32 protein-coding genes and 1 tRNA gene are annotated in these 24,835 nt (G+C 58.8%); 5 read left to right on the plus strand and 28 right to left on the minus strand.

Features of this window, described 5'->3' with window-relative positions; translation table 11 throughout:
• From I4X03_RS14585 to I4X03_RS14660, 16 genes are all read right to left on the minus strand, one after another.
• Positions 1 to 1,845: a hypothetical protein gene (locus I4X03_RS14585; RefSeq protein ID WP_223468960.1), complete on the minus strand. Its 1,845-nt coding sequence runs from the start codon at positions 1,843 to 1,845 to the stop codon at positions 1 to 3.
• The gene (locus I4X03_RS14590) at positions 1,845 to 2,348 is read right to left on the minus strand and encodes a hypothetical protein (RefSeq protein ID WP_223468961.1); all 504 of its coding nucleotides are present in this window, start codon (positions 2,346 to 2,348) and stop codon (positions 1,845 to 1,847) included. The genes I4X03_RS14585 and I4X03_RS14590 overlap by 1 nt, the downstream gene beginning before the upstream one ends.
• Positions 2,349 to 2,361: 13 nt before the next feature.
• Positions 2,362 to 3,576: an HAD family hydrolase gene (locus tag I4X03_RS14595; protein WP_223468962.1), complete on the minus strand. Its 1,215-nt coding sequence runs from the start codon at positions 3,574 to 3,576 to the stop codon at positions 2,362 to 2,364.
• A complete protein-coding gene (locus tag I4X03_RS14600; protein WP_223468963.1) occupies positions 3,573 to 6,824 on the minus strand; it encodes an RIFT barrel domain-containing protein in 3,252 nt (1,083 codons plus the stop codon). The genes I4X03_RS14595 and I4X03_RS14600 overlap by 4 nt, the downstream gene beginning before the upstream one ends.
• 71 nt (positions 6,825 to 6,895) lie before the next feature.
• Positions 6,896 to 7,069, minus strand: a complete 174-nt coding sequence (locus tag I4X03_RS14605; RefSeq protein ID WP_223468964.1) for a hypothetical protein — start codon at positions 7,067 to 7,069, stop codon at positions 6,896 to 6,898.
• Positions 7,070 to 7,128: 59 nt separating this feature from the next.
• Positions 7,129 to 8,376 (minus strand): phage major capsid protein, encoded by a 1,248-nt coding sequence (locus I4X03_RS14610; RefSeq protein ID WP_223468965.1) that lies wholly within the window; start codon positions 8,374 to 8,376, stop codon positions 7,129 to 7,131.
• 97 nt (positions 8,377 to 8,473) lie between these two features.
• Complete coding sequence (locus I4X03_RS14615) at positions 8,474 to 9,223, minus strand: head maturation protease, ClpP-related (RefSeq protein WP_223468966.1); 750 nt, start codon at positions 9,221 to 9,223, stop codon at positions 8,474 to 8,476.
• Positions 9,174 to 10,481, minus strand: coding sequence for a phage portal protein (locus tag I4X03_RS14620; protein WP_223468967.1), 1,308 nt, complete (start codon positions 10,479 to 10,481; stop codon positions 9,174 to 9,176). Before I4X03_RS14620 ends, I4X03_RS14615 begins: the two co-directional genes overlap by 50 nt.
• On the minus strand, positions 10,481 to 12,151 hold the full coding sequence (locus I4X03_RS14625) for a terminase large subunit (RefSeq protein WP_223468968.1): 1,671 nt from the start codon (positions 12,149 to 12,151) through the stop codon (positions 10,481 to 10,483). Before I4X03_RS14625 ends, I4X03_RS14620 begins: the two co-directional genes overlap by 1 nt.
• Positions 12,152 to 12,367, minus strand: coding sequence for a hypothetical protein (locus tag I4X03_RS14630; RefSeq protein ID WP_223468969.1), 216 nt, complete (start codon positions 12,365 to 12,367; stop codon positions 12,152 to 12,154).
• A 226-nt stretch (positions 12,368 to 12,593) separates the two neighbouring features.
• Positions 12,594 to 12,917 carry an HNH endonuclease gene (locus I4X03_RS23325; RefSeq protein WP_370660521.1) on the minus strand — a complete coding sequence of 108 codons (324 nt, stop codon included), beginning with the start codon at positions 12,915 to 12,917 and terminating at the stop codon, positions 12,594 to 12,596.
• Positions 12,914 to 13,129 (minus strand): hypothetical protein, encoded by a 216-nt coding sequence (locus tag I4X03_RS14640; RefSeq protein WP_223468971.1) that lies wholly within the window; start codon positions 13,127 to 13,129, stop codon positions 12,914 to 12,916. The genes I4X03_RS23325 and I4X03_RS14640 overlap by 4 nt, the downstream gene beginning before the upstream one ends.
• The gene (locus I4X03_RS23330; RefSeq protein WP_370660522.1) at positions 13,126 to 13,353 is read right to left on the minus strand and encodes a YodC family protein; all 228 of its coding nucleotides are present in this window, start codon (positions 13,351 to 13,353) and stop codon (positions 13,126 to 13,128) included. The genes I4X03_RS14640 and I4X03_RS23330 overlap by 4 nt, the downstream gene beginning before the upstream one ends.
• A 51-nt stretch (positions 13,354 to 13,404) precedes the next feature.
• Positions 13,405 to 13,620 carry a DUF2158 domain-containing protein gene (locus I4X03_RS14650; protein ID WP_223468972.1) on the minus strand — a complete coding sequence of 72 codons (216 nt, stop codon included), beginning with the start codon at positions 13,618 to 13,620 and terminating at the stop codon, positions 13,405 to 13,407.
• 42 nt (positions 13,621 to 13,662) lie between these two features.
• The gene (locus I4X03_RS14655; protein WP_223468973.1) at positions 13,663 to 13,863 is read right to left on the minus strand and encodes a hypothetical protein; all 201 of its coding nucleotides are present in this window, start codon (positions 13,861 to 13,863) and stop codon (positions 13,663 to 13,665) included.
• Positions 13,864 to 13,969: 106 nt separating this feature from the next.
• Positions 13,970 to 14,128: a hypothetical protein gene (locus tag I4X03_RS14660; protein ID WP_223468974.1), complete on the minus strand. Its 159-nt coding sequence runs from the start codon at positions 14,126 to 14,128 to the stop codon at positions 13,970 to 13,972.
• 301 nt (positions 14,129 to 14,429) lie between these two features.
• Between I4X03_RS14660 and I4X03_RS14665 the strand changes: the two genes are divergently transcribed.
• Both I4X03_RS14665 and I4X03_RS14670 read left to right on the plus strand, forming a co-directional pair.
• On the plus strand, positions 14,430 to 15,035 hold the full coding sequence (locus I4X03_RS14665; RefSeq protein WP_223468975.1) for a PEP-CTERM sorting domain-containing protein: 606 nt from the start codon (positions 14,430 to 14,432) through the stop codon (positions 15,033 to 15,035).
• Positions 15,035 to 15,658 (plus strand): PEP-CTERM sorting domain-containing protein, encoded by a 624-nt coding sequence (locus I4X03_RS14670; protein WP_223468976.1) that lies wholly within the window; start codon positions 15,035 to 15,037, stop codon positions 15,656 to 15,658. Before I4X03_RS14665 ends, I4X03_RS14670 begins: the two co-directional genes overlap by 1 nt.
• A 57-nt stretch (positions 15,659 to 15,715) precedes the next feature.
• Here I4X03_RS14670 and I4X03_RS14675 read toward each other — a convergent pair whose 3' ends face one another.
• The 10 genes from I4X03_RS14675 to I4X03_RS14720 form a co-directional block, all read right to left on the minus strand.
• Positions 15,716 to 15,931: a hypothetical protein gene (locus I4X03_RS14675; protein WP_223468977.1), complete on the minus strand. Its 216-nt coding sequence runs from the start codon at positions 15,929 to 15,931 to the stop codon at positions 15,716 to 15,718.
• A gap of 206 nt (positions 15,932 to 16,137) precedes the next feature.
• Positions 16,138 to 16,548: a hypothetical protein gene (locus I4X03_RS14680; RefSeq protein WP_223468978.1), complete on the minus strand. Its 411-nt coding sequence runs from the start codon at positions 16,546 to 16,548 to the stop codon at positions 16,138 to 16,140.
• Between the two features lie 200 nt (positions 16,549 to 16,748).
• Positions 16,749 to 17,060 (minus strand): hypothetical protein, encoded by a 312-nt coding sequence (locus I4X03_RS14685; RefSeq protein WP_223468979.1) that lies wholly within the window; start codon positions 17,058 to 17,060, stop codon positions 16,749 to 16,751.
• Positions 17,057 to 17,983, minus strand: coding sequence for a PriCT-2 domain-containing protein (locus tag I4X03_RS14690; RefSeq protein ID WP_223468980.1), 927 nt, complete (start codon positions 17,981 to 17,983; stop codon positions 17,057 to 17,059). Before I4X03_RS14690 ends, I4X03_RS14685 begins: the two co-directional genes overlap by 4 nt.
• Complete coding sequence (locus tag I4X03_RS14695; protein WP_223468981.1) at positions 17,980 to 18,708, minus strand: phage antirepressor KilAC domain-containing protein; 729 nt, start codon at positions 18,706 to 18,708, stop codon at positions 17,980 to 17,982. Before I4X03_RS14695 ends, I4X03_RS14690 begins: the two co-directional genes overlap by 4 nt.
• Before the next feature lie 340 nt (positions 18,709 to 19,048).
• A complete protein-coding gene (locus I4X03_RS14700) occupies positions 19,049 to 19,852 on the minus strand; it encodes a hypothetical protein (protein ID WP_223468982.1) in 804 nt (267 codons plus the stop codon).
• Positions 19,853 to 19,957: 105 nt separating this feature from the next.
• A complete protein-coding gene (locus I4X03_RS14705) occupies positions 19,958 to 20,284 on the minus strand; it encodes a hypothetical protein (RefSeq protein WP_223468983.1) in 327 nt (108 codons plus the stop codon).
• Positions 20,281 to 20,787 carry a hypothetical protein gene (locus tag I4X03_RS14710; RefSeq protein ID WP_223468984.1) on the minus strand — a complete coding sequence of 169 codons (507 nt, stop codon included), beginning with the start codon at positions 20,785 to 20,787 and terminating at the stop codon, positions 20,281 to 20,283. The genes I4X03_RS14705 and I4X03_RS14710 overlap by 4 nt, the downstream gene beginning before the upstream one ends.
• On the minus strand, positions 20,784 to 21,224 hold the full coding sequence (locus I4X03_RS14715) for a hypothetical protein (protein WP_223468985.1): 441 nt from the start codon (positions 21,222 to 21,224) through the stop codon (positions 20,784 to 20,786). The genes I4X03_RS14710 and I4X03_RS14715 overlap by 4 nt, the downstream gene beginning before the upstream one ends.
• A 157-nt stretch (positions 21,225 to 21,381) precedes the next feature.
• Positions 21,382 to 21,564 (minus strand): Arc family DNA-binding protein, encoded by a 183-nt coding sequence (locus I4X03_RS14720; RefSeq protein ID WP_223468986.1) that lies wholly within the window; start codon positions 21,562 to 21,564, stop codon positions 21,382 to 21,384.
• Positions 21,565 to 21,669: 105 nt separating this feature from the next.
• Here I4X03_RS14720 and I4X03_RS14725 point away from each other — a divergent pair, with 105 nt between their 5' ends.
• Both I4X03_RS14725 and xisR read left to right on the plus strand, forming a co-directional pair.
• Complete coding sequence (locus I4X03_RS14725; protein ID WP_223468987.1) at positions 21,670 to 22,047, plus strand: Arc family DNA-binding protein; 378 nt, start codon at positions 21,670 to 21,672, stop codon at positions 22,045 to 22,047.
• Between the two features lie 19 nt (positions 22,048 to 22,066).
• Positions 22,067 to 22,558 (plus strand): excisionase family protein, encoded by a 492-nt coding sequence (gene xisR, locus I4X03_RS14730; protein WP_223468988.1) that lies wholly within the window; start codon positions 22,067 to 22,069, stop codon positions 22,556 to 22,558.
• Between the two features lie 50 nt (positions 22,559 to 22,608).
• Here xisR and I4X03_RS14735 read toward each other — a convergent pair whose 3' ends face one another.
• Together I4X03_RS14735 and I4X03_RS14740 are read right to left on the minus strand one after the other, a co-directional pair.
• Positions 22,609 to 22,860: a DUF5710 domain-containing protein gene (locus I4X03_RS14735; protein ID WP_223468989.1), complete on the minus strand. Its 252-nt coding sequence runs from the start codon at positions 22,858 to 22,860 to the stop codon at positions 22,609 to 22,611.
• A gap of 193 nt (positions 22,861 to 23,053) precedes the next feature.
• A tRNA-Pro gene (locus I4X03_RS14740) sits at positions 23,054 to 23,130 on the minus strand.
• A gap of 204 nt (positions 23,131 to 23,334) precedes the next feature.
• On the opposite strand from I4X03_RS14740, the gene I4X03_RS14745 reads away from it, so the two are divergent.
• Positions 23,335 to 24,834 carry an ATPase domain-containing protein gene (locus I4X03_RS14745; protein ID WP_223468990.1) on the plus strand — a complete coding sequence of 500 codons (1,500 nt, stop codon included), beginning with the start codon at positions 23,335 to 23,337 and terminating at the stop codon, positions 24,832 to 24,834.
• Position 24,835: the final 1 nt, after the last annotated feature.

The following is a 24,835-nucleotide window of genomic DNA, read 5'->3' on the forward strand; positions in this document are numbered from 1 at the left end:
TCAGGTCGCCACAATGATTTCAGCGCCGATAACAGTACCCGCGGCGTTGGTCGTGATGTGAGCGTATGGGACGCCTGAATTAACCCCGGCCATCGAAACGCTATTCGTTCCGTCCACCCCGGTGGTCTCGCCGCTCACGCTGCCGACATAGCTAAGCGAAGGCAGCGTGAGCACTGCCACGTTAAGATTCGCCAGGCTTGCGAGGACTTGGCGCTCGCCGTTCTTAAATGGCTTCGTCGTCAGCGTGCCAGCAGTTGAGATTGGGAACGTGTTGATCTCAGCCGAGGTCGACACATTACTGTCGTTGCCGGCCGCGTCGCGATGCAGGAGGTGGACGTAATACGCAACGTCCGGGGTCAGGCCAGTGAACGAGACGTTTTGCACGCCGGCAGAAGCGACAGGCTGCGTCTTATTCGCGCCTTTGACGGTCGGGCCAGTCTCGGTAACGTTCGTGCTGATGTACTTGTAAAGCAGCCCGCCTGCCTCGCTTGTGATGACCGTGCCAGCAGCAGTGGTCGACCCGGTCTCGTCGAACAATGGCTCACTCAGAACTGGTGGGGTCGAGTCGCCAGCCGCCGAGGTTGTGAAACTGGCGGTCGTGACGCGCGCCGAGTCGTTGCCGCTGGAGTCGGTATGTACGAAGTGCAGGTAGTAGGTCGTCGATGGCGTCAGCCCAGCACCGCTTACGCTGAGCGCACCGGCTGCGGCCACTCCGTACGGGGTGCCGTTTGCCTTGGTGGTGACTGCGGTTTCGACTGCATTAATCGATACCAGGGCGCGCAGTGAGCCGCCCGCCTCGTTCGTCCGCACGCTGCCGCTGTAAGTCGTCGAGCCGGTTGAGATCGCGGTCTGCTCGGTCAAATTTGGGCCGACAGTATCGACAACAACATATTGCCAGGCGCCCGAGTCAGGATTGCTACTTTGCGGGCGGGGCTGGCCGTAAATATCGTAGGCCGCATTGACGTTGTCGATCACGCCGCCGCCTCGCAAGAGTGAGCCCGTCTTCGTGCGGAGGTCAATGGTCGCCAGCGCGACGCTCTCGAAGGAGTCAACCGCAGTGGCTACCACGCAGCCAGTCGCGGAGACATCGGAGAAGCAGCCCGAGAACGAGCCTGCGCCCCATCCGTTATTGTGCGCGCCGAGAGTTCCGCCGCCGATGTAGCAGTTCTTTACTACGCCTCCAGTCGTGCTCATGACGAGCGCGTAGTTGACCGTGCAGCCGATTGCGAGGATCACGCAGTTGATCGCCTGAGCGCCTTCATTCAAGTTCATCGCTGTCGCTCCGGCGACAGTAACGCCCTTCAGAATCGAGACGGTGTTACGTACTTTGCAAGACGCATTGCGAACCAGGACCGTGCCGATCGAGGTGTTCTTGCTGCTCGACTCGCAAATGCACTGGTTGATGTCGACGAAGGTCGCGGTAGTGCCAAACACGTTGATCGCACCGCCGGCCAATGACGACGTGGCCGTGTTCGAGAACTGCATGCGGTCGACTTTGGTATGCGCGCAGGCGATGGTAATCGTCGAGTGCGTGTCGCCAGTGAAGCGGAGCGCAGCGCCCTTTGCGGGGTCGTAGCCCAGCGGGTTGTTGGCGATGCCGGGGTCGTCGACGTGCGAGTGACCCGCCTCTGCGGTGTAATGGATGTAGCACTCGGCGTTCGTCACGGTGGACGAGCCGATACTCAGCAAGCGCGTCGAGCTGGCGATCTCGCCCTTCATCTGCGCGCCGACGTGGATCTGGCTGAGCGCCACGATGTCTGCGGGAATCTGATCTTCCCACGTCTGCGGCAGCGAGAATCCGCCGACTTGGCCGGTTCCGATCTGGCTTTTAACGATAGATGCCATTAGAAAGCCCTCGCGTAAAGTTCGTCGCGGGTAAATACTTGGCCCACGGTCAGCCCGTCGATGTTGATGCCGATGCGGCGGCGCCAGGCGGGCTCGTAGCCCTCGACTGGAGCAGGGACGAATTCGAGTTGCGCGGTGCCCTCATTCATCTGCGATTGCGATACGGTTGCCTCTGAGGTCGGAACCATCACCCACGACGATTCACCGACCTTCACAGCCTCACGTTCAGCCGCCTCGGTCGTCATCACCCACGATGGCGGCATTGATCTCGCGTTCTCCGGCGGCTCCGAGCGGCCCGGCTCAAGCAGGGATTCAACGTCTTGCTCGGTCAGGTTGTCCGCCTTGATAATCAGCCACTCAGGGTTGCTGCGCTCGCGCTCACTCCACTCCCAGCCATCAGGAACAATGGCGATGATGTCGCCGCGCTGACTCGCGCGAACGTAGGCAGGGACGACCAGCGGAAGCTTGTCAATAGTTCGGATCAGTAGCTCGTAGCGTTGCATTCGAGGCCTTCGATTAAATGGTGAATGTCACGGTTTGCCAAACGTTCGCGCCCGTGATGTTCACGGTCTTCGCGGCTACGTCGGCCTTGAATACAGAGCTGCCATATGGCTTGACCTTGACCGAGCAGGCGCCGAGGATGCTGGTCACTTCGCAGGACCATGTCGTCGCTGTTTCGACTGGAGGCTTGAACTTCAGGCCTTCGTTGATGCCGCCGACGAGGGCATTGATTGCGTCGCGAGGGTCTTTGTCGCGGGAGTGCTCCGTGAACAGCGGCATGCCGCGACCGATCTTGAAAGAGGCGTAGGTGTAGCTGTCGGTAATCTGATCGATAATCGCGCCGGCGCTGTGAGTACCGTTGTTCCATACGAATGCAAACGGGCGACCAGCGGCACGCAGCGCATCAACTGCGTCACACTGCTCCTCGAAGTTGGCGAATCCATCCTGCCGACCGCAGCACCATCCGATGAACGGGACTTTATTCGCCGGGTTGGAAACGAAGGCGATCAGATCTTTATGGACTGCCACCGAGTAGCCGCCGTCCTGTTCGGACAGCATCGGGGCGGCGGCAAAGCTGAAGGCGGTGGTTCCGTCAATGAAGTGGGTGACGGCGATCTTGCCCGGCGTACCATTACACCTCCAGCGCGGACGATCGGCCATAACGGCGGCGAAGTACTGCGCACGCCGCATCGCGTACGTCATGCAGCCCCAGCCGCCCATCGAACCGCCGGTCGCGCACATCCTCGACCAGTCGCAATTCGGCACGTTCTCGAATGCCCACTGAATGAGCGCGTCATACAGGCGCTCGGTGATCAGGTGAACCCGGAGCGGGTCGTGCTCTAGGCCGAAGAATCCGAGGTGGTGACTCTCGCGCTTGCCGGTAGGATTGCTCGGGTACGCGCCCCAAAGATCCTGCGGCCGAATATTTGTCACGTGCTGCGTGCCGTAGAGACCTGCCGACGTGCGGTAACGGAATGTCGTGAATTCCTTGTAAGCCAGGCTGCCGCTCACGGTCGCTATGAACTGGCGCGCCGCGGTCGAATTCTGCCCACCGCTGCCGTGCATAATCCACAATGGGACTTGGTCAGGATTGGTCGTAGGGACGCCAGTGCTTTCCGACCAGATGGCGACGCTATCGAAACGGTTCGCTACTGCGCCAGGCGGGCGACGGCCAGCGTGCAGTACTTCACCCTCCGGAACATCGTAGGTCACATCAACGGCAGCGATCATTGCTTGAATCCCTTTACTTCGATTTCAAAGGTGTCAGTGACAGCAACGGTGCGCGGCGCGGAATTCGCCATGATCGTTCGCTTGACCCAAGTCGCGCGACCAGCTTGCGGAGCGAGGTCGCCCAGCAGAATCCCGCCCGCCTCGGTTGCGGAGAGCGTGAAAGTCACTCCAACTGGCGCCGTCGTCTCGTTTGGGATAACTTGCTCGACACCGTTGATAGCGCTCGTGCCTAGTCCTACTTCGATAGTCGAGTCCGCGTAAGGCGTGTTCGCGAACATGAAAAGCGTTGCCCCCTTCCACGTCGCACTACCCTCGTTGACTGGGTACAAGCAGCGGTACTCGACGCGGCCCGCGATGCGTTCGGCTGGCGTTGCGTCGTCGAAGATGCTCGCCCCTACTTCCACGCTCGATCGCGTGCCACCGAGCCCTGCGGTGCCGGCGAGGTAGTACTTGATGTCGAGGCTGATCGTCGGCGGGTCTACCGGGTCGACTGGAGGATCAACTGGCGGCTCTGGATCTGGATCAGGCTCTTCAACAGGCGGAACGTAGGTCGTTGATGCCGGGACGATGCCGTAGACTGGGGTATTGATGTAGGCGCTGCTTTGCGTCGCCCAATTCGGAGCGTTTATTAGCCGGTTGTATGCATCAAGGGCGCCTGGCGCGCCGTGCTCCACTGCAAGCGCTACCCCTGGCAGGGCGTTGGAGAAGTAGCTCCCCGGCCCTGTGAAATCGCCAAGCAAGGGACCGTTCGCCACCGGCACGACGCCGGGGAACCGCCTCGTGAAGACCTCGCCCCAGCTTGCGAACCATGGGCCTGTAGGCCCCTTGGTTGGGTCCCAATTCACAGCCGGCCTGTCTGCGGTCTCCTTCAACTGGTTCGGGCTTACCGGAATGTCATAGCCGTTGCCGAGGTACTGGTACGGGAACTCGGTTGCCCCGATTCCGCCCAGCCGACCGATTACGCTTTTGTACTTGTAAAGAGAAAACAGTCTTAACTGCTCTCGCACATCCGTTGGCAACAGCGGATCGAGGTTCCTTATGAATCCGATAGCCTGCGTGAAGAAATCCGACTGGAAAGCCGAAGCTTCCATGCCAACGCTGGCCTTGGAGCCGTAGTCGGTGTAGAGCTCGGTCAGACCGAAAGGGCAGACCTCGCCCTGCGCCAAATACTTGTTGTAGTAGTACTTGATGTTCTCGATTAGCGAGGTACGCATCTCGGTCGTCAGCGCATCGCCATCCTTGCCCAATGTGGCTGCTTGGCCCAGGTGGATCAATGCCCACGCAGCGCCGCGCGTCTGATTCGCGCCGACGTTGGTTTTCAGAATCCCCTTAGATAGTCCGCGCTCGGTATTCACCTGCTTCAGATACACCAGCGTCGCCAGGAACTCCATCTCCTCGCGGAAGTAGTCCCAGCCGGTGATCATGTGCGGCGCATATCCCATCGCCGGGGTGTGAGAGCTTGAGAACGTGCGGCTTGCTTCACCTGCTGGCGTAGTGCCGCCAGTAGCGGTAGGCGTGTATTCGAGCGTCGTGGAGATGCCGATGCTGGTCATGCCCGGGTCTTTGCCGTTCATGACAAGGTTCGGATACTGCGAGAAGCGCAGCGGACGATGCCAGCCGTTCGCCTCGTCGCGGTAGTGAATGCGGTAGCGCCCAGTCGAGAAGCCGTTGCGAACCATGCCTTCGTAGCTCTTACGCGAGCCATTCGTGAAGTACAGGGCATCGTGATTCGGGATGATTCCGATATCAGCCTGGAAGCCTGCCGAGCCCATGCCTGCCTGGTGATTTCCGCGCTGGAACGGCTCAAATGAGGAATAAGCCTGGCCGCTCAACGTAGGCGCGCTATCCGGCGTCACGTGCATGTACGTCGGGATCAGGCGCGTGCTGTAGACGTACGCCCGATTGTGAGTCGGGAAGATCTCCGGATCGGCGATGTTCCAGTACGACAAATGCGTGCCGTTGATCAGCACGGTGCGCGTATGCGACTTAAGCTCTAAAGTCTGACTGAACTGCGTCAAGCCATTGATAGAGAGCGTCATCGAGGCCTGCTTAGCAGTCGGGCGCGCGACCTTCAACATGCCGTTTTCGGCGAAGGGAAGCGTCTGTACCGCGCCGCCCTTATACACGCGAACCTCGGCCCACGCCACCATATGCGGATCAGGCGCAATCGCCTTGCGGAACTTCCAGCTCGACATGATCGGACCAGATTCCAGAGCCTCAAACGGGGTGTCCCAGTCGAGGCCGGCCCAGGACACGCCGGTTTGCTGGGTCGAATTGGCCGTGCTGTACGTGGTCGCGGTGCCATTCCAAGCCAGCCCGCCGCCAGTGCGGACATACGCCACCGTGTCCTGATTTACATCAGCCTCGTTCGCATCTGAGGTATTCAGTTCATTTTTGGTCGCAGTCCCTCCAGAGGTGAAGGCTGAAAAGCCGGTGGAGTCGATGTTGACCTCGACCCATGCTTTCGTCGGTGAAGCTGTAGAAGGATCAACCTTCGTAACGGTGCCGGTGAGCCCGTTCAACTGCGTCATACCGCCGATTCCGGCGAACGTGATCGTATTGCCGACAGCGGCGATCGATACGCCAAGACCATCGGTGGAGGCCGATGTTTTTGCCGTCTTCCAGCCTCCGGTGACGGTAACGCGAGTAACTGCGCCAGGCAAAATCGCACTGATGTTGCGCCTGACCTTGTACTTCGCGCGATATTTGACCGTCTGATAGCCGTTTACAGCACCGCCCGACAATGGAGCGGTCAGCACGACGTTGAGAGTGCCAATATCCTGAGTGGCGGTGATTGCGCCGATGGCCGCGCCATTGTCGACGGCGATCGTCGACGATGCCCCTACAAACACATCGAGCGCGTTGGACATCGCCAGGCGCGCGCCAACCGTATGCGTAGCGGTGCCGAACGTCCAATCCTTCGCATCGGTCAGCGCGAGATTGACTGCGAAGCCGGTTGCCTTCAGGTTAGCGAGCGTCAGTGCGGCTCCGGCAGGCGCAGTCCCGGTGCTCAACGTTACCGTGACAGGCACGCCAGCGGTTGCCGCGATGCGAACCGAGATCACCGCAAACTTGAGCGAGCCATCGTGCCAGTAGGCTTTCGGGATGCACTGCGAATCAATGACACCGCTGCAAACCACGCTCTGACCGGCAGGCACATCGCCCATTTTGAACGGATGCCCAAAGGTATGCGGGGCCGAAGCCGCGCTCACTGCTGGCGTGAGGACGATGCTGGTAATCACGGCCATTGGGAACCTTCAGATGTGGGGAGTCGCCGCCAGGGCATTGCTGCCAGCGGGATGATTTGGTGATGCGGGATTTACTTAGCCAGGGATTCGGCGTATTCGACTGCTGCAGGCTCTGCATCGAGCACGCCATGCAGCGAGGCGACCAGCTCACCATCGAGCGTCACAACTTCGTCGCACTTCCCATAGTCGCATTCGCGCAGCACTCGCGCCTTGACTGCGCCGGCTGGAGCTTTTTCTTTTGCCATGATGTTCTTTCGGAGTTCGGGGAAAGGCGGCGGGCCAAAACCCGCCGCGCGGCAGGCGATTACGTCGCGCTGTTCTGGTAGTACTTGATCGCGCCACCAACGTCGACCATGTTGGCGCCCGAGCGCTGGAACGCCAGGAAGCCGACTTGACCTTTCTCGGTGTACTTCGAGTCGGTCATGCGGAACAGAGTCAGATCCATTACGTCGCGGATCAGGTACTTCGAGAAATCGCCGAACAGAATCGACTTTGCGTTCTCGGCCATCACTGGCATATGCTGGTTGATGACGATCTCGCGGCCCATCAGTCGGTCCGGAGCGCCGCCCGGGTTGCCCTGCTCGTAGCCTGGAACGAAGATCGGACGGCCGTTGTCGTCCTTGATCTTGCGGAGAATGCGCAGCGTGTCGTCGTGCATCATCCACTTGCCGGCCGAGCGATAGTACGGATCGACCGAGTGTTCCAGGTCGACCAGATCCTCGTACGTGACGGTCACGGTCTGCCCTGAGACGCCGACCTTGCCTGCTGCCGACGCAGTGACAATGCCCCGCGGCTGCGCCGTGCCGGTACCAACGGTATGGTGCCGATTCTGGATACGACCGAGGCGCAGGTTAAGCAAGTTCTGGATATAAGCTTCGATGTTGAACATCGAGTCTTGAATCAGCTCGAACGGCAGCGCGATCGACTTTGACGAGTACTTGAACACGTCCATCGACGCTTGGCCAAATGCGGTCTCGCCCACTGCAACACTGATACTCTGACCGACGATTTCGCCTTCTTCCGAGGTCGAGTCGGCAGTCGGGAACAGCATTTGCGCGCCGGTCGACGTCTGGATACCGCTTGCCACGCTGCGCACAGCGAACGCCGCCTTCATAGCTTGGATCAGCGTCTTGTTGAACTCGGTGGCTACGGTGTAGCCGCCCTCGGAGCCGGTGGTCGTCGACATGGCGGCGCGGATGTCTTGGTTCACGCGAGCGTTCATTGCCGTGCGCTGTTCGGCACTCAGGGCAGACAAACCACCCGAAAGCATTGCGCGCAACGCAGCGTTTTCATCAGGCTGCCCCGTGCCTGCTCGATAGGCGGCCTGCAGGGCGGCGTCGTGCTGCGCGTCGGGCGCATCGCCGGCGACCTGGGCGATACGCTGCTCGCGTGCGATCTCAGCGTCGATTACCTCGACCTCAGCCAGGATGGTATCCAGCTGAGCTGCGTCTGCGGTCGGCATCCGCTGGTCGGCGGGGTATTTGTTGTTCAGGTCGTGGGCTTTCTTGGCAGCGGCGTCGCGCTGGGCGCGTAGTTGTGCGAGCTTGCTCATATGGTTAGTGCCTTTCGTATTTGGTCCGCTCTCGCGGCCGGGGTGGGCGAAAAAAAACCGCTCGATGGCGGCTGGTCTAGTGGCGCGAGAGCGTCAACTAACTTTTTGTGCGGGCCAGCATGGAAATGCGTTGCTGTTGGCGGGCGCGGTGTTCTTCGGTTGCAGCCAGGTCGATCCTCTCGGGATCTTGGGCGTGCGACTTCGGCGCCTTTGCGTACGCACTCATATCCCAGGAGGCTTCGGCCTTTTTTCCCGGAGCGATACGGTCGACCAGGCCGGCGGCAACCGCCTCTTCGGCGGTGTACCAGGTCTCAGCGTCCATCGCGGCGCGCAGTTCTTCCAACGGCATGCCGCTTTTCTTCGCATACTGCGCGGCCAAGCTACTATCAATTTTCGACAAGAGACCGGCGGTCGCAGTCAGATCGTTGGCGTTGCCCATCGCCCAGGTCCATGCGTTGTGGATCATGTAGAACCCGCCGTCGGAGATCTCAACCTCGTCAGCCGCTGTGGCGATCACGGTAGCTGCGCTCGCCGCGTATCCGTCCACATGCGCGATTACCTTGGCCCCGGTTTCGCGGATGGCCTGGCAAATGGTCTGCGCAGCAAACACATCGCCGCCTGGACTGTTGATCCGGATATGCACCGTGCCGCCCTTGATGGCGCGGATCAGCGGCACCAAGGTCTCAGCGGCGACGCCACCCCACCAATACGCCGTATCTTCATCGGCGACGATGGCGTCGTAGATATAGATGGTCGTCTCGTCGCCCTCGGCCACGATCTTCGACTGCGGAAGCCGGTCAGGCCGCTTCTTGTTGCTCGCCAGGAGCTTGGTCAGGCTGTTCGGCACTCGTGCCTCCGTTCATAGTCAGGTTAGTATTTGGTGGCATGTTTTCGCGTCGACGTATCTCGTCAGCGGTCATGAATGGCATCTCCCCGGAGCGGCCTAGCGCCGTCCGATATGCGTCATAACGGGCCTTCAGGTCGCCACGTTCAAGCGCAGCGGTGATGTGCTCGACGAAGAACCGCTCGCGCACCGGCCAAAGCTTGCTGTTCACCTCCTGCGCGATCGGCGTGAGGTGCCGCTGCAGCGTGTACCGGACGAAGCCGATGCCCATATTCTCGACACCAGATCCCCAGGACGTGGTCTTGTCGGTGTGGCCGACCATGAACGGAGGCACGCCAAAAATTCGGCAGATTTCCTCGACCGTGAAAAGGCGGGTCGCCAGAATCTCGGCATCTTTCGAATTGACGCTTACTTGCGCTGGCGTCAGGCCGCCGCCGAGGATCAGAGGTCCTCGCCCGCCGTTCTGCGCGCGCGCCAGCAGCGATGCCTTCAACTGCTCGAGCTGCGTCTTGTCCAGCTTCGAGTCGGTCTTCAGCGCGTAGTCGAAGTTAGCGCCGCCGGAGAAGAACTGGCCAATGTGCTCCTGCGCCGACAAAGCCGTGCCGATTGCCTCCATCGCCGCGTAGGTCAGTGGACTTGGACTGGTAAGGCCGTCGAAGCCCAAACTGGGGAGGTGGATGATGTCCTCTCTGGCAAGCACATACGAAGGCTTGTCGCCTGGAGTAATCCGGTAGCGCACCGTGTCACCGTCCTTAAACGGCTGGACAGTGTGGCGTGGCAACGGTTTCCAACCAGTGACCCGGTTGCTGGAAAAGCGCGGGCGGACCCACTCTCCGAAGCCGTCGCCGTGCGACAATTTCGAAAGGATGATCGACTCCCAGGCTGCCGATGATGTCCAGCCGTCGCTTGCTTTTTCGTTGAGCATCCACCAGTACTCATGGTCTGCGGAGTCTCGCTCGTTACCTTTGCGCTCGTAAATTCCGATCGGCAGCGTCGCAATTGCGCCCGCGACTAACGACATGCAGGCGTATGCCGCAGACACCCGCATTGCGGTATCAGCGGTTACCGCGGCACCGGACGACGACCGGTGCGCGGCACCGAGCAAATTGGTCAACTCGCTCATGGTCAGACTGCCACTGGAGTTCTCCCCCAGGGCGACCATGCCAGCCCGTTCCGTGCCACCATTGCGTGCGGACAGCCACGAACCCAACACGCGCGAGGTGTGCTGTATGGCCTTCAGGTTCAGTAGTTTTCCGGGCATTACATATCCAATACATAAATTTCTGGGGAGTTTTGCCCAGCTTCCGGATTCAGGGCCATCAACGACACGGCATTTAATAGGGCCATCAACGGATCTATCTTGGCCGTACCGGAGGCCTGTTTGGTAATGATTACCGCATTGCCGCGGGGCTCGATGCGGGCATTGCCAACGCACCAGGCCATGAGAGGCATGCCGCCGTGCGACATCACGCCCTCGGCGAGCTTTCTCTCTGCGGTTTTAATTGGGCTGGTCAGCTTCCAGCCTTGACTGATGCCGACGATCTTGTCTTCGGGCACATCCGCTTCGAGCATGGCATCCAGAATGCCGCCCAATCCGCTCGGGTCAACGCCGACCTTATCCAACTTCCCGGATTCCTCGATCTGCGCCACATAAATGGCGACTTGCTCAACGTCCTGCCCGATGCGCTCAACAAGCGTCAAGTCGCCATCCTTGGCGAAGTCCTTGAACCGCGAGGCCTCCTGCTTTCGACGCTCTAACACTGACGGATGCGCCCAGGCATGCGCCCAAACGAGCCATTCACGCGTAGTTGCGTCTCGGCCCATCACGGCAAAGCCGAGCAAGTCATCAAGGCCGCCGCCGTCGATGCCGACCGTGATGACTTCGGATCGGTCGATCAGTGCTGCGAGGGTGAGACCGGGATGCTTCGCCTGCGTCAACCAGTAGTCGGCACCAGCCCAGCGGTCGGATCGGAGGTTTAGGCCGATTTCTACATTGGCGTGCTTAGCCATGAAGCCGCGGAACGATTCGGGACCGGCCTGCTGCGCTTTTGTGAACTCGCGCTCCAGAAACACCTCGTCAACGGAAAACCCCATGTTCGGGTTCACCATCGCCATGTTTTCCAGCAGCAGGCAGTCTCCGGACGCGACCATTTCCGGCGGGTGTTCAAAAATAATCGGCACAAATGCCGGGTCGATAATCGTGCCGTCGCGCACTTGGCGCGCATAGTCGAGCTTCTGCTTGAACACTCCAGCCGGGGGCTCGTCCGATTGCGTGGTCAGCCAGATTACGAAACCTTCAGGGCGTGATGCAAGGCCGCCCAGCGCCTCTCGGAACATGTTTTCTGCGCTCGGAATCTTGCCGAACAGGTGTAACTCATCCACGAGCGTGCCGACCGATTTCTTGCCGCCCACGGTGTTCTGATCAGCTGCCAGCACCTTGAGAATCGCATTGCTTTCACGATGTGTGATCGTTTTCACGTGCGACTGAACGTGCATCAGCGCGTCAAGGTCGTCATCCTTCTGCACCATGTCGCGCGCCGGATTGTATGCATTATTTGCAACTTCGACGGTTGGTGCCAGGACGGAAAACTCGGCTGACTGCCGCCAGTTCAGGATGAGCGCGGTCATCATGATTCCGGCCGCCACCGTGCTCTTGCTGTTCTTTTTTGGAAGAAGCACGAAAAATTCAACGATCAGCCGGCGCCCGCTCTCGGCGTCATATGCGCCAAAGATGCAGCGCACCAGGTCAAACACCCACTCAGCACACGCATCACCAAACGTCGGGCTGCCTGGCGCATCAACGATCTTCAGTTGCTTGAAGATTTCAAGCGCCTGCTCGCCCTGCTCGGGGAAGATCGGCGGCGGAATAATCGAGTCGCCCGCGCGCAGCCGTACCGCCCAGTTAGGGCAGGCAGTTGTCCATTCGGGCATTTAGACCTTCTTTCCGCCAGCGGCGACCAGCTTCGGCGGTGCGGCGGCAGAGAACTTGCCGGCGCCGGCTTTCTTAGCACGCTCGGCCTCCTCGTCCTTCTTCCCCCCATCGCCCTTTTTCATGTGCGTGTATTGGACCGCAGCGATTGCGGCCCTGATCTGCCCGGCAGTAGCATCGACGCGACCAAGGGCGATATCCTTCAGCAGAGTCAACATGTCGCATCCCGCAATTTCTGCTGGTGCCGCTGCTGGCTCCTTCGCTTTCGGTTTCCTGCCAGCGCCAGGTCGAGCGCCGCCCGCATTCGCTCGCGGACCTCCGCTCTTTCCTTTTACGCCTGCCATTTGCTGATTCCTTTTGAAAAGCGGGATTTAATCTACGCGTGGGGTAACGAGAGGTGTCCTGTCAAGCGGACTCCAAACTTTCGGGTATAGGGGGGAGGTATCAGCCGATCCAGGCGCCCGTTGCCCGCAGCGCCGCCTCTCGCTTGCTCTTAGCCTCATGGCAGGGATCGCACAGCACCCACTTGTTATCCGGTGCGTCGCTGCCTCCTGCCCACAGCGGTACCTTGTGGTCCACTGCTGCGCCTATCGTTGTCTTGCCTTGCTCTGCGCATATCTGGCACAGGTCACAGTCCCTTGCGCGGATAGCGTGGCGATCTCTCACGCCGGCGCTACCTCGCTTGCGCTCCACTGCTGCGCCGGGTGCTTGCTTGATCCTGGCTGTGCTGAGGGTTGCGAGTCTCGGCCCTAGCGTGCGGAGCTTCACCCCAAGTCCAGCGCCACAGTCACGCCGCTCACGCTGTAGTAAGTCGGTGCGCCTATCGTCTCCAATGCCAGCACGCGGACCTCGACGCTCTTGATGCCGACTCCGCTATCCTTACTGAACGCCGCCACCTCTGCGCCTACCAGGTCACGGATGCGGGATTCGAGGGCTTGCTTGTCTCCGGCGAGCTGGGCTAGTGCAGGCTGGATGTTCATCGTGCGCCGTAACAGGTTAAGCACTCAAGATCGAATGACAGCGATTGGAGTACTCCGCCGCTCATCCATTGGCATATGGCGCGGCCTTGCGAGTCGGTGCCGGCCACCGTCATCTCCGGACCACCCGAGCGCAGCATGACGCGATTGCCGGGCATGACCGAGCGTAGGTTCGGCGTCGCATAACAAGCGATCAGGTCTTTCTGATGGAAAACGCCATGGTTCATGTTCGCCTGGCCCAAAAAGAGAAAGCCACCCGAAGGTGGCCTAGTACTGAGTTATCCGTTCCGCATCGGCGGAAGATCCCCGCCTGCGTATTCCTTGAGGATCGCTATATCGAAGACTGCTTCCACACGGTTGTTCTTCGCGTCGAACCATACGCACTTAGCCTGATCTTTCTCCGCCGAGTGATTGTAGTCAGAAACATCGACGACCGACATCTGCGGACCACCGCTGATAAGCTGAACTACAGAACCTTTTGCTATTGACGACATCTTCGGATCTCCCATTCTTATTGGTGAGAGCCGAGTATATGCCTATTCGAAACCAATTCTAGCATTCGGCACAAGCGCCGCGGTTGCCTCAATCGTCGATCCCTGCATGCCGTATCCCTTGGCGCGCAGGATGGAATGGGCCTTCTCAGCGTTGCGCAGATGCTCGGCCAAGCTATCCAGCGTCTCGGGGCTCTTGTCCTCGACTGCGCGGACGATCATGTCTTTGTAGTATTGCGGGCTCATGCGTTCTTTCCGGTGCCTGGCGTGTGCTGCTTGCCTGCCTTGATCTCGCGCTGCATCTTGTCCAGTTGGATCAGGATGCGAATCCAGATGGCCTCAGCCTCGATGCTCATTTCCATACGATCTTCGTCTTGAGTGCGCGGTCAATGACAGCCTTGAGCTTGTCGATGTCAGGCTCTTGGCCGGTCAGCGCGCAGAAGGCAGCGAGGCAGTAGAAGTACGGTGTCAGCCACCATGCTTGCGTGACGATGACTTGGCCGGTCTTCATGCGCCACCGATGCCGTCGCGGTAAGGCCAGTTGCGCGATACCTGCGCTGGTTGCGATGGCACTGGTGCTGCTTGGCCGAAGAGGATTAGGCAGAGCGCAAGCATCGACATATGACCACCTACGTGTAAAAGCGCCGCCAGCGCAAGGCGAGCGGCAAAGTCCGGTAAGGGACGGGGATGTCTGTTGTCGGCCTTCCTTACAGTGACATTGTCACAAAGGAAAGTATTCGTTTGCTTTCAACGATGTAGACGCATGGCTTGATTGTTGCTTAATAGCCAGCACAACTATATCGGGGAAGAATATGAAATCACTACTTGCGCTGCTTGCCGCGCTGCTCATGTCGAATGCGAGTGCCGGCGTGGCCTACACATGGCATACGACCTATGCCGCGCAGCATCAGGAGCCGTTCGAGATCCAGATGTCGATCGTCTTTTCGGATGCGGCCGTGCAGTCAGGCTCTGTGAATCACTGGAGCGATGCTTGCTATTCGCCCGGCAGCCAGATCCAATGCAACGATAATGTGCAGAGCCTGTATTTCACTGGCGGCACTCAGCAAGATATCCAGTACATCTTTGGCGATCCGAGCCATACCAGTTCTGGCTTCATGTTCCTCGAAATCATCGGCTCGTTCGACGGCGCCTATTTCAACGGCAATGTCAGGGTTCGCACCGAATTTACCGAAGTCGTGATCGACGATGGTTTGGTCTACTTCATGGAAAGCACCATTCCAGGCGATATTTGTAACCTTGGCGAAGATTGCCAGGGAGATCGCGGCGTGTTCATGGTGGACCAGGAGCTAGCAGAAGTGCCTGAGCCTTCTTCTATCGCCCTGTTGGGCCTTGCACTCAGCGGCTTCGTGATCGCCCGCCGTCGTTCCACAACCGTCACTACTATTGGAAAAATTTGATGAAATCGCTATTCGCCCTGTTTATCGCGCTGTTCATGTCGAGCGCTAATGCTGGACCAACATATGTTTGGGAGTATTCATCCGGCGCGCCTGGCGCGCTTCCCCGTAATCTTCAGCTCATCATAACTTTTGCCGATAACTGGTCGGGGTACTACAAGTCGGTCGCCTGCCCTGTGGACGTTCCTGGCACTATTGAGGACGTTTGTCCTCCTGATCCCAATTCCGGAATCGAGCGCATCTACGCGTCGCTCAATGGCGTCGAGTGGAATACGATAGAAGTCTTCCCACAATCGAAGCCATATTCGGCGCACGTTGATATCGAGATGTCACTTGAGTTCCTGTCGGGTGGTTTGCTCTCGGGCTCGATCTTCATCGACGACTTACATTCGACCTTCATCCTCGACAGCGTCGGGTCACTGTTCACTGTCCGAGCAGTAGGGCATGATTTCGGCAGCGCCGCGGGAGGATGCGCCGGCCTCGGCGCGTTTGAATGCTCTGGCGCGACTGGCGTTATGCGACTGGTCGATGACCCGTTCAATGTGCCAGAGCCTTCGTCTATCGCGCTGCTGGGCGTGGCGCTTGGCGGGTTGATGCTGGGGCGCCGTCGCTCTAAGCGCGCATAAAGAAAAGCCCGCTGACCTTTCGGAAGCGGGCCATTCAATCGATATTATCACCGTATATCAGTCGGCGTTTCGACCACTCCAGATTCCGACCGTGAGCGCTGCGGCAATTGCGTCGTATTCAGATGGTACGGCTCCGTCACGCAGGGCCGCTTGTTTCGCAAGCTGCTTTCTAACCTGCTTAAATTGGGCAACAATCGCCGCCGCATAACGTGCTTGACTCTCTGCACCAGCGTCATTTATTTCGCCAGGACCGTCAAAATTCGAACCACCCATTTCAGCTCCTCAACGTTATCGGTGAGGCCATTATACGGCTTGCAGTCAGCGCACCGCGTGCAATTTTTATCCCAACTCTAGGCGTAAAAAAGCCCGGATCTTAGCCGGGCTTTAGTAATGCATGACGCCGTCGGCGTGATAGCAAGATTAACTTCCTCGTACTGATGAGCAAGCGTACCTAAATATACTCTTAACCATAAAGGCGGTCAAGCAACTTTTTTCGAGACCGTTCTTTGTGCTTCAGCTCGATCCTGCGCCTCGATTTCAAGGTCGTGCAAGCCATCCATCACGGCCAGGTGCAGAGCGTGCAGTCGGTTATACACGGTGACTTCGCTGCAGCGGAGCCCGCTTGCAATTCGCTTCACCGTTAAACTGCCGGCCAAGTAGAACCATTGAGCCACCTCGAACTGTTGGGGCGATTTTGCGCGGATTCGCACAATGACCAATTCGATCTCTTCCTGAGCCGCCGTTTCAGTGATCGGTCCAGCACAAGCACCAACATGAATTTGGACGAGCGAGCAGTAGTTCGATTTGGACGGGTAGCCTAAGCCGCCATCGTCTCGGCGCTTGCACCAAGTCGACCACTCGATAAGACGTTTGTTGATGTACTCGATCACTGTTTCCTCGCTTGCGTTTGCTGTTAGGTTTTGACTTGGCTTTTGGTGTGGCCGTTGTTCTTGGGGTTGAATCTTGTTTTTCCTGGTGCTCGGGGTTGCAGTAGCCTCTCCTCTTCTCTTCTCTTCTGAGATGCACGTCAGTTGCTAGCGCACTCTTCTGAGAATAGACATTGAGACGCACGTCAATTGCTTGCAGCTTGCTAGCGTGCTGCTAGCACTGGCTTAGGCCAGTCCGGTGAGATTAAGAAGCCCGCTTGAACGAGGGCATTCAAGTCCAAGTCTTTGCAGGACAACTTCTTCTCTAGGAACGGAATGTCGCTGGGGATCTGGCCGTCGTTCTGGCTCGCGTAGACCCACAGCAGCATTAGATGGGCCTTGGCTACGTCAGACAGCGAGCAGAACGCGTAGTCGTCGAGAATGGCCCGGTGCAGCTTTATCCAGGGCGGATTGCGCTTGCCGTAGTGCTGGAATTCCTCCCAGTTTTTGACGGTCAAGAACTGGACTGTGCTCATGGCTTTCCCCTCATGCGAACTTCAATGATCAGGCGGCACAGCTCAACGATGCCGGCGCGCTGATGCAGGTCGTTCGCATCCTCGCCGACAACCTCGGACATGCAGTACGGCAGGCCTGTGTCCTTCGCCGCCAACTCTCCGGTTTGCGTCACATCGTTGTCGGCAAAGACAAACGCGCGCCCCTTAGCCAGGGACCCGACATAGGACAGGTTGTAAGCGTTAAAGCAAACCGCCACAGACGCGTTTAACCGAAGTCTGCGCAGCGCCATCTCGATGGAGATGCCGGTTGCCAGCCCCTCACAGAAAAACGTCTCCTGAGCCCGCTGGTTGCCCAGCCAGAGCACGCCGCCCTTCGCACGCGTCCCCCACTGCATCTCCTTATGCCACCGGTGCTCGTCTGCGCGCCAGTCGATCCGTTGGCACCCGACCAGCTCGCCATCGAGGAACTCGTACATCGGCGCGATCAGAGTCGGACCGCGCACCAGCGCCAGCGCGTTGGGCAGGCCTTTCGATATCAAGTACCCATGTGTCGATGGCTTGCATTGAGCGAGGTGGCGCTTCGTCATCGCGACAGCGGCGGCGAAACCACGTTTCTTTCGCGCCTCTTCCGTAAGGTCTTCACGCGGGACGCCGCCGGGCCTCGGGATCAGCGGCTCGGCGCCAAACTCGGCATAGCGCCAACCGTTCGCTGCAGCTTCGCGGTACAGGGTGCCGATGCGGATCTGGCCGGCCGAGCCGATACTGCGCCAGACGGCAAGGGCGGCGTTACGGCAGTAGGAGGTCGCACCCTTACTCCAATCGTTCCAAAGATCAAATGCGTCCTCGCCGAACTCGGACTTCAAGGCCATCGCCGCACGCACCCAGGTTGCGCGCTCAACCGGAGCGATGGCATTGAGGGCGCTGACTGCTTTTGCATAGCTCATTTGGCGACTCCTTCGCGCTGGAGAAGCTGCCACTTGGCGAACTCGCCCGCCACCCATCGGATGCCCTTGGCCGTGAACTTTGTGCTGTTGAACGCGTGGCCACTATCGGCGGTGCCAGCCTTGACAGCGAAACGCCCCGTGTCAAGATGCTGGGAAAATGGAACCCACTCACCACCGAGGCGATACATGATCTTGCTCTCTTCCAGGAAGTCTCTGAAGGTAGGCTCCTTGATCCCCAGAAGTTTCGCCACCTGTCGGAATCCCTTGAGACCAGTCGAGTCGGCGTACTTCTCGACGAATGCGACTGCTGGCGCAGCGGCTACTAGCAGCTCAGCCTGGGCGGCGATGAGTTCCTGCTGGTCGGCGGCGAGGCGGAGTGCTTCGGCGAAGCTTGATGGGATGGCGACGGGCTGCACCGATTCCAGCTCCCGCCAGCGGGCGACCACCTTGCGGCGAAGTGGAGCGCTGTATCCGGTGAGGAGAGTTTCAGTCAGCTCGCGATCGAGGGCAAATTCAGCCTGCTCTCGGTTCATGCTGTCGAAATAGATGCGTCCGAATCTGGACACATCTTCTCCGAGGTCGCGCAGCATCGATTCGATGTCGCGCTTCACATGCTGATGCTGCTTTCCGGTTAGCTCCGCAATCTCGCGGCTCGTCATGATCGAGGGTTGTGTGGCGGTTCCAGCCACGATCGACAAGCCGCCTCCTACGTTGTGGTTCAACATAGCTGCTCCTCAAGCGGACTTGGATTCGATCAGCTTGCGAATGTCCTCGGCTCTCCAGACAGTCACGCCAGGGGACAGCTTCACACCAGCAGGATAGTGCCCCACTTTGATTCCGTGATACCACGCAGTGCGGCCCACTGGGATGAGCGGAGGAATTGGAGGTACTGCTTTCGGATTGCCGAGGATTTGGCGGATTCGCAGGAATCCAGTTTCAGGAAGAGCGTTCATGTTCGCATCCATTCGAAGTGACCGTAATTGGCCGATGGATGCACTATGAAAGAGTAAAGCCGGCAATAATATACCGAGCGCCAGTCAACGCTAGACGAACGCCACTGGTCGACTAGCGACCGGTAGCGCTCGTTAGCTTTCTGTCGGCAAGTAGCCATTCATAAATCGTTGTTTGCGCTCGCTGCTCGCTTATAGCAGTCTTGAAGAATGATGCCTTTTCAATCGCTAACGGGGCTAGAAGGAATGACGCCCGGTAGGGGGACGGAAATGACTTTGACTTGTACTGTTCGACCACCCATTCCCGGAGATTTGTCATCGGTAAGTTTGCGATATCTGCGCCCTTTTTACTATGCGCGCGACGCTGCATTTTTTCTGCTGCGATCCCAGTTTCCCATCCAGTAAAAAAAGTACATGAACCCATAGAACCCGCAGCAATAGCCATCAACTCAATCGATCGACGGCCATCGCCTTGCTTGGCTGCAAAGGCGGCCTCGTCAATTTTGCGGAGCGCATGCGCAGCCAAGACTTGAATGCTACCTAGCCTAGGTGAAATCGCAGCAAGCTTCTCCCAATCCGGTCCGATGTCGCGGGCGAGCCAGTCATCAAGGACGGTATCTTCGCCCTCCATCGCGATGACGCCATCCGGCGTGCATGCCGCTCGATTTTTTTCGTTGTCTTCAACCGTGCCATCCTGGATCGCGCCCTGCCACCAACAGGCCGAATTTTCTGCACCCTTCTCAAGTTCCACACTCGCGAAATCGATAAGAGCTAGAACATCCTCGTAATACCAATCTGACGAATTGGGTGGCTGGCACCGCACTAACGCACCGTGCGCAAGTCGTTGGATATTTCGATCTGAATTCTCGAAAAAGCGATCCCCGCTAGCAGCTTCTTCGATGCATAAAAACTTGTACATGCCCCCCCCGTTGGATTTACGCTTACTGTTAGCGGTAGTGCATCCAGAGCTTCCGATTGTATCTGAGCTGGGACCGCCACACTAAGCGACGGTCTCAGTATTTCGTTATTCGCCCAAGGGAAGGCGGGAATAGTCGACTCTCTGCCGTCGCCAGATCGCATGCCCCTCGTCGACGCCCGCAACGAATGCATCAGCAGCCGCGCAACCGGCCACGTACGGCGCGGGTAGTCGCCGCCCGATGAGATGGAACTCCAGCGCCGCACGACAGCCTTCTTGATACTCTGGACTTCGCTCGGCCCGGCCAGGGAAAAACGCGATGTCCATCAGGCGGTCAACCTTGAGGAGTGCCGCGCGGAGCGACGCGGGCTCCGCTGCTGCACGCGAAGCGCCCGGTCCGCTAGTGGTCGGAGCCACCATGCTCATGGCATTCATGACACGGCTCCGCTGGTTTCGCCGGCAGGACCGATATAGTGCCGATAATGCGTAACAGCGCCGTCCGGAAAACGGGCGGCGTTGCTCTGAGCATGCCAACTCCCCTCCTCGGTATCGAAGAACGCCGTGCACGGCAATCCGGTCTCGTCGTCCCACGCGATGACCACGCGGAGATTTTCAGGCGGCCGGTCTTCGCTGACAGCCTCCCAAGATTCGGCGAGGTCCAGATGCTTACTCAGGGCATTCTTTGACCCTGCCTGTCGTGCGACTTCGTCCATCGCCAATGAATTGCCCAGCACCGTTGCTAGTATCTGCTTTGCGCACTTGCTGAAGCAGTCGATGGCATCGAGCCTTTCCTGGAAATCACCGCCCGTCTCGTCGATGCTTTTCGTCACAGAGTCGAGCAACACCCGGAGACGGAGGCAGCCCATTTCAACATCGCCCGCTAAATTCCTGATCTGGCTTGCCGCTCCCCCCTTGGCAGTGCTCGTAGCGGCGCTCATTCTGCACCGCCGGCTGATTGGCTGAGGGCGAACGCGGCGTCATTCGTGAGTTCGTGAACGGCATCCAGCGTGTCCGCCAGTTGATTGATCAGGATGCCAAGCCGAATAAGTGTGATGCCGGGGATTCCCGCATCGTCCGCGACCTGGCCGCTCAGTGACACCAAGCTGCCAATTGCGGAGAGTCCATCGGCGATCGACTGAATTTCATTTTCGGCGTGCGATTGCACAGCCATTAGACGGAGGCGATCGTCGGCGTTGGCCGCGCGACTGGGCAATCCGTCTTTGAGAAGGTGGAAGAGTTCGCTGGGGGCGCGGTTGGCGTCGTTAAAGTATGGGTTGCTTGCCAACGACAACGGGTTCGGCGTTGCGATTTTTTCAGGGCGCGCCGAAAGATCCGAAATTGCTTGCAGGCTTGGCGATTTCATTTTATTATCCATTTTGTGCATCTCCTAAGGGTGTGACAATCCATCAGCCGTCTTAGATGTTCAAGCATCCTAGACAACAGCTAACCTGGTTCCGCCAGGCCGGTTGTGCTGACATAGAGGGCGACCTGCAAGTCGCCCTTTTTTTACGTCAGGATCTTTCCAGTTAAGTTCACTGCATTTCCGCAGCCTCCTCCTCGGCTAAACACTTCTCAATCATCATCAACAACTCGCCGTTCATAGAGCGACGGTTGGCGATCGCCATCTCTTTTATTCGATTCCGCATGCCACCTGGCAGCCGAAGAATGAACTGTTCCTTGTCAGCGACTTGTTGCTCAGAATTCTGAAGTGCCATGTTGCTCTCCGTGATTTGCGGTTGATCAATCCATGCTACTCGCAAAGTGCGATCATCGCAAGTGCATAGCATTGAAATATCGCACTTTGCTAGTATCATCGCCGAATGGAAAAAAAGTCGCCACCCAGCAAAAGCGCAGAACAGTTCATCATCCGATTTCCAGATGGTATGCGCGATCAGATCGCTGCCGCTGCTAAGGCGCACGGGCGATCTATGAACGCGGAACTCGTCGCGCGCCTGGTTAAGTCGTTTAATCCGATCGAGGATGAGGACGACGTGCTGCGTGCAGTTCACGCAATCATCCGATACTCGGCAAAATTCAATGTGGATGTCACGGTCAACTTCTCAGGCTCACCCGAGAGCACTGTGGCTAAGGCCATCCGAAATGGAAGTCTGCCCGCTGATGCAACCCCGGACGATCTATCGGAGCCAAAAGTAGAAAAAGCTCGCACTCGTGGCGTCCCGAGAAAGCCTAAACGTTGAATGCGCGAAGGGAGATGTCTTGAGCTACGGGATCAGCTGGGTGAAGCTTGAGAAATACGCGGAGATTACGGGGGACTCTGTGGACGCTGTTATGGCTCGGCGCAAGTCCGGAAAGTGGCTAGACGGCGAGCAATGCAAAATCGTCGACGGAAGGCTTTGGGTCAACCTGCGCTCGGTTGAAGAGTGGATTGACGGCGGTGGGCGCGCGAATCGCACGGCCGCTCAGTCTGGTGAAGAGGAGAGCCGGAACGACGTGCGTGCGCCCGCACCGGTCGCTTCGATGGCAAAGGATGCACTGGTACCAGGGCTTCGGAAGGAAGAAGTGCTGTGGGATATAGCGACCATAGCGCTGTACCTTAAGCGCGAGCCACAGGTGGTTCGCGAGCGCATGGCATGCCTGCCGTCTTTCCCAAAATCGATACGGTTGCCAACGAAGACCGGGAGAGCGCAGCCGCTGTTTTTGGCCGAAGAGGTGATCGCCTGGACGAAGAAATACAAGGACAAGAACTAAAGCCAGAGCTTCATCAGGAGGTTCTAGCGATACTTTTCTGCGAAAGCGCTCTAGTCATCCCAGGGTAGGCCTACAGCGCCCTCTACAGGCTTGTAGTTAGCGCCGACCACGATCTTGCCGGCAGACGAATCGGAGCGCTTTGCAGTCTCCTGCGGAAGCTTGTCAGTTCCGTCTATCCATTTCGCAAACGGCGTCGCCAGGACGCCTGCAGGTACGTACCATTTTTTCTTTCCGGCATCCCACTTCGCGCCTAGCGCACGGGCAGCGTCCTTCTCAGCGTATGGAACATTTAGCAATATCATCTGTTACTCCCGTCTGGTGACGGCGAATTGTAGACTAGCTTCATCCCTCGTGGGGCAATACGAACGATGGTAGACCAACCGTTCTGGGATCGATCGTCGCGGGGCATTAGATTTTTTCTTACCAAAGTTCTTACCGATCCGGCACCACATGAAAAAGGCCAGCGCACCGGCTGGCCTAAGTCATTGAATCCATTGGTCGGGGCGAGAAGATTCGAACTTCCGACCCCTTGCACCCCATGCAAGTACGCTACCAGGCTGCGCTACGCCCCGACGAGTTGCGAATTATATCAGAGCATTTTCCACTTTTGCCAGCCCAGGACGGCGGCAGTTCCCCCCTGTCAGCGCGATGTTTGCGCAAACGCAAACTTCCACGTCCACTAACCGAACCGGATCGTACCGAACGGCCTATTTTTTGCCATTCCGATAATATCGGCCTTAACTAGTTACGGCCGGCATAGAGCGCCGGTGCTCTATATGGACAATCAAAACAGCGACCTCACCCGCTTCCTTTCCACCGGCGTAGCCGGCCTTGACACTATTCTCGGAGGCGGCCTCACCAGCGACCGCTTGTTCCTCATCGAAGGGGAGCCGGGCACTGGCAAGACCACGCTCGCCCTGCAGTTTCTACAGGAAGGTGTGCGGCGCGGCGAGTCGGTGATCTACATCACGCTCGCGGAAACCCGGGTCGAGCTGGAATCGGTTGCGCAGTCGCACGGCTGGTCGATGGACGGCATCCATGTCGAAGACATCATCCCCAACGAGAACATCCTCCACCCCGACCAGCAATTCACGATCTTCCACCCGTCGGAAATCGAGATGGGGCTGACTACCCAGCGCATCCTCGAAACCATCGAGAAATACAAGCCCACCCGCGTGGTGCTCGATTCGCTGTCCGAACTCCAGCTGCTCGCCGAAAGCCCGCTGCGCTACCGGCGCCAGGTGCTCGCGCTGAAGCAATATCTGGCCGGCAAAGGCTGCACTACCCTCTTTCTCGATGACCGCACCGCGCTGTCGGGCGACCTGCAGGTGCGCAGCGTGGCGCACGGCGTCATCACGCTCGAACTCATCAACCAATCGTACGGCTCCGAGCGCCGCCGCGTCCGCGTGGTCAAGTACCGCGGCATCGCATTCCGCGGCGGTTCGCATGACTACAAGATCGTCACCGGCGGCCTGGTCGTCTATCCGCGCCTGGTGGCGGCGCAGACCCGCACCCAGAGCGACCATAAGCAGCTCTCCAGCGGGCTGCCCAAGCTGGACGCGCTCACCGGCGGCGGCCTCACTGAAGGAACCAGCACCCTGATTTCCGGGCCGCCTGGCACCGGCAAGTCTTCCCTGTGCAGCCAGTACGTGTACGCGGCGACCCAGCGCGGCGAGAAGGCCGCCATGTTCCTGTTTGAAGAGGCCTCCGGCAACCTGCTGGTCCGCACGGCCGGCCTCGGCATCGATCTCAAGTCAGCTGTCGACAATGGCCTGCTGACAATCCAGCAGATCGACCCGGCCGAGCTGTCGCCGGGCGAATTCATGCATGCGGTCGTCGCCGCGCAACGCGCCGGCGCGCGCATCATCGTCATCGACAGCCTGAATGGCTACCTGAAAGCGATGCCCGACGAACGCTTCCTCGCCACCCACCTGCACGAGTTACTCACATATCTGGGCCAGCATGGCGTTGCCACCATCATTGTTGGCGGCCACCCCTCGCGCGGCAGTCCTGGTACCGGCTCGGTCGACGCCAGCTATGTGGCCGACAGCATCATCATGCTGCGCTATTTCGAAGCGCGCGGAAAGGTGCGCCAAGCCATTTCGGTATTCAAAAAACGCGTCGGCCCGCACGAGCGCGCCATTCGCCTGTTCAGCATGGGCAGCGACGGTTTGCACGTCGGCGACGTGCTGGCCGATTTCCACGGCATCCTCACCGGCGTTCCGTCATTCGATGACGAGCAAGTTCACATGCTGTTTGGCGACGAAAGCGACTAGG

The sequence above is a fragment of the Massilia soli genome (genome assembly GCF_016809835.1).
Lineage (GTDB): Bacteria > Pseudomonadota > Gammaproteobacteria > Burkholderiales > Burkholderiaceae_D > Telluria_A > Telluria_A soli.

Excerpts from the sequence above, each read along its gene's own strand:
- I4X03_RS14585 (WP_223468960.1), bottom strand. The coding sequence starts at position 1,845 with ATGGCATCTATCGTTAAAAGCCAGATCGGAACCGGCCAAGTCGGCGGA.
- I4X03_RS14590 (WP_223468961.1), bottom strand. The coding sequence starts at position 2,348 with ATGCAACGCTACGAGCTACTGATCCGAACTATTGACAAGCTTCCGCTG.
- I4X03_RS14595 (WP_223468962.1), bottom strand. The coding sequence starts at position 3,576 with ATGATCGCTGCCGTTGATGTGACCTACGATGTTCCGGAGGGTGAAGTA.
- I4X03_RS14600 (WP_223468963.1), bottom strand. The coding sequence starts at position 6,824 with ATGGCCGTGATTACCAGCATCGTCCTCACGCCAGCAGTGAGCGCGGCT.
- I4X03_RS14605 (WP_223468964.1), bottom strand. The coding sequence starts at position 7,069 with ATGGCAAAAGAAAAAGCTCCAGCCGGCGCAGTCAAGGCGCGAGTGCTG.
- I4X03_RS14610 (WP_223468965.1), bottom strand. The coding sequence starts at position 8,376 with ATGAGCAAGCTCGCACAACTACGCGCCCAGCGCGACGCCGCTGCCAAG.
- I4X03_RS14620 (WP_223468967.1), bottom strand. The coding sequence starts at position 10,481 with ATGCCCGGAAAACTACTGAACCTGAAGGCCATACAGCACACCTCGCGC.
- I4X03_RS14625 (WP_223468968.1), bottom strand. The coding sequence starts at position 12,151 with ATGCCCGAATGGACAACTGCCTGCCCTAACTGGGCGGTACGGCTGCGC.
- I4X03_RS14630 (WP_223468969.1), bottom strand. The coding sequence starts at position 12,367 with ATGTTGACTCTGCTGAAGGATATCGCCCTTGGTCGCGTCGATGCTACT.
- I4X03_RS14640 (WP_223468971.1), bottom strand. The coding sequence starts at position 13,129 with ATGAACATCCAGCCTGCACTAGCCCAGCTCGCCGGAGACAAGCAAGCC.
- I4X03_RS23330 (WP_370660522.1), bottom strand. The coding sequence starts at position 13,353 with ATGAACCATGGCGTTTTCCATCAGAAAGACCTGATCGCTTGTTATGCG.
- I4X03_RS14650 (WP_223468972.1), bottom strand. The coding sequence starts at position 13,620 with ATGTCGTCAATAGCAAAAGGTTCTGTAGTTCAGCTTATCAGCGGTGGT.
- I4X03_RS14655 (WP_223468973.1), bottom strand. The coding sequence starts at position 13,863 with ATGAGCCCGCAATACTACAAAGACATGATCGTCCGCGCAGTCGAGGAC.
- I4X03_RS14660 (WP_223468974.1), bottom strand. The coding sequence starts at position 14,128 with ATGAAGACCGGCCAAGTCATCGTCACGCAAGCATGGTGGCTGACACCG.
- I4X03_RS14665 (WP_223468975.1), top strand. The coding sequence starts at position 14,430 with ATGAAATCACTACTTGCGCTGCTTGCCGCGCTGCTCATGTCGAATGCG.
- I4X03_RS14670 (WP_223468976.1), top strand. The coding sequence starts at position 15,035 with ATGAAATCGCTATTCGCCCTGTTTATCGCGCTGTTCATGTCGAGCGCT.
- I4X03_RS14675 (WP_223468977.1), bottom strand. The coding sequence starts at position 15,931 with ATGGGTGGTTCGAATTTTGACGGTCCTGGCGAAATAAATGACGCTGGT.
- I4X03_RS14685 (WP_223468979.1), bottom strand. The coding sequence starts at position 17,060 with ATGAGCACAGTCCAGTTCTTGACCGTCAAAAACTGGGAGGAATTCCAG.
- I4X03_RS14690 (WP_223468980.1), bottom strand. The coding sequence starts at position 17,983 with ATGAGCTATGCAAAAGCAGTCAGCGCCCTCAATGCCATCGCTCCGGTT.
- I4X03_RS14695 (WP_223468981.1), bottom strand. The coding sequence starts at position 18,708 with ATGTTGAACCACAACGTAGGAGGCGGCTTGTCGATCGTGGCTGGAACC.
- I4X03_RS14700 (WP_223468982.1), bottom strand. The coding sequence starts at position 19,852 with ATGTACAAGTTTTTATGCATCGAAGAAGCTGCTAGCGGGGATCGCTTT.
- I4X03_RS14705 (WP_223468983.1), bottom strand. The coding sequence starts at position 20,284 with ATGAATGCCATGAGCATGGTGGCTCCGACCACTAGCGGACCGGGCGCT.
- I4X03_RS14710 (WP_223468984.1), bottom strand. The coding sequence starts at position 20,787 with ATGAGCGCCGCTACGAGCACTGCCAAGGGGGGAGCGGCAAGCCAGATC.
- I4X03_RS14715 (WP_223468985.1), bottom strand. The coding sequence starts at position 21,224 with ATGGATAATAAAATGAAATCGCCAAGCCTGCAAGCAATTTCGGATCTT.
- I4X03_RS14720 (WP_223468986.1), bottom strand. The coding sequence starts at position 21,564 with ATGGCACTTCAGAATTCTGAGCAACAAGTCGCTGACAAGGAACAGTTC.
- I4X03_RS14725 (WP_223468987.1), top strand. The coding sequence starts at position 21,670 with ATGGAAAAAAAGTCGCCACCCAGCAAAAGCGCAGAACAGTTCATCATC.
- I4X03_RS14735 (WP_223468989.1), bottom strand. The coding sequence starts at position 22,860 with ATGATATTGCTAAATGTTCCATACGCTGAGAAGGACGCTGCCCGTGCG.
- I4X03_RS14745 (WP_223468990.1), top strand. The coding sequence starts at position 23,335 with ATGGACAATCAAAACAGCGACCTCACCCGCTTCCTTTCCACCGGCGTA.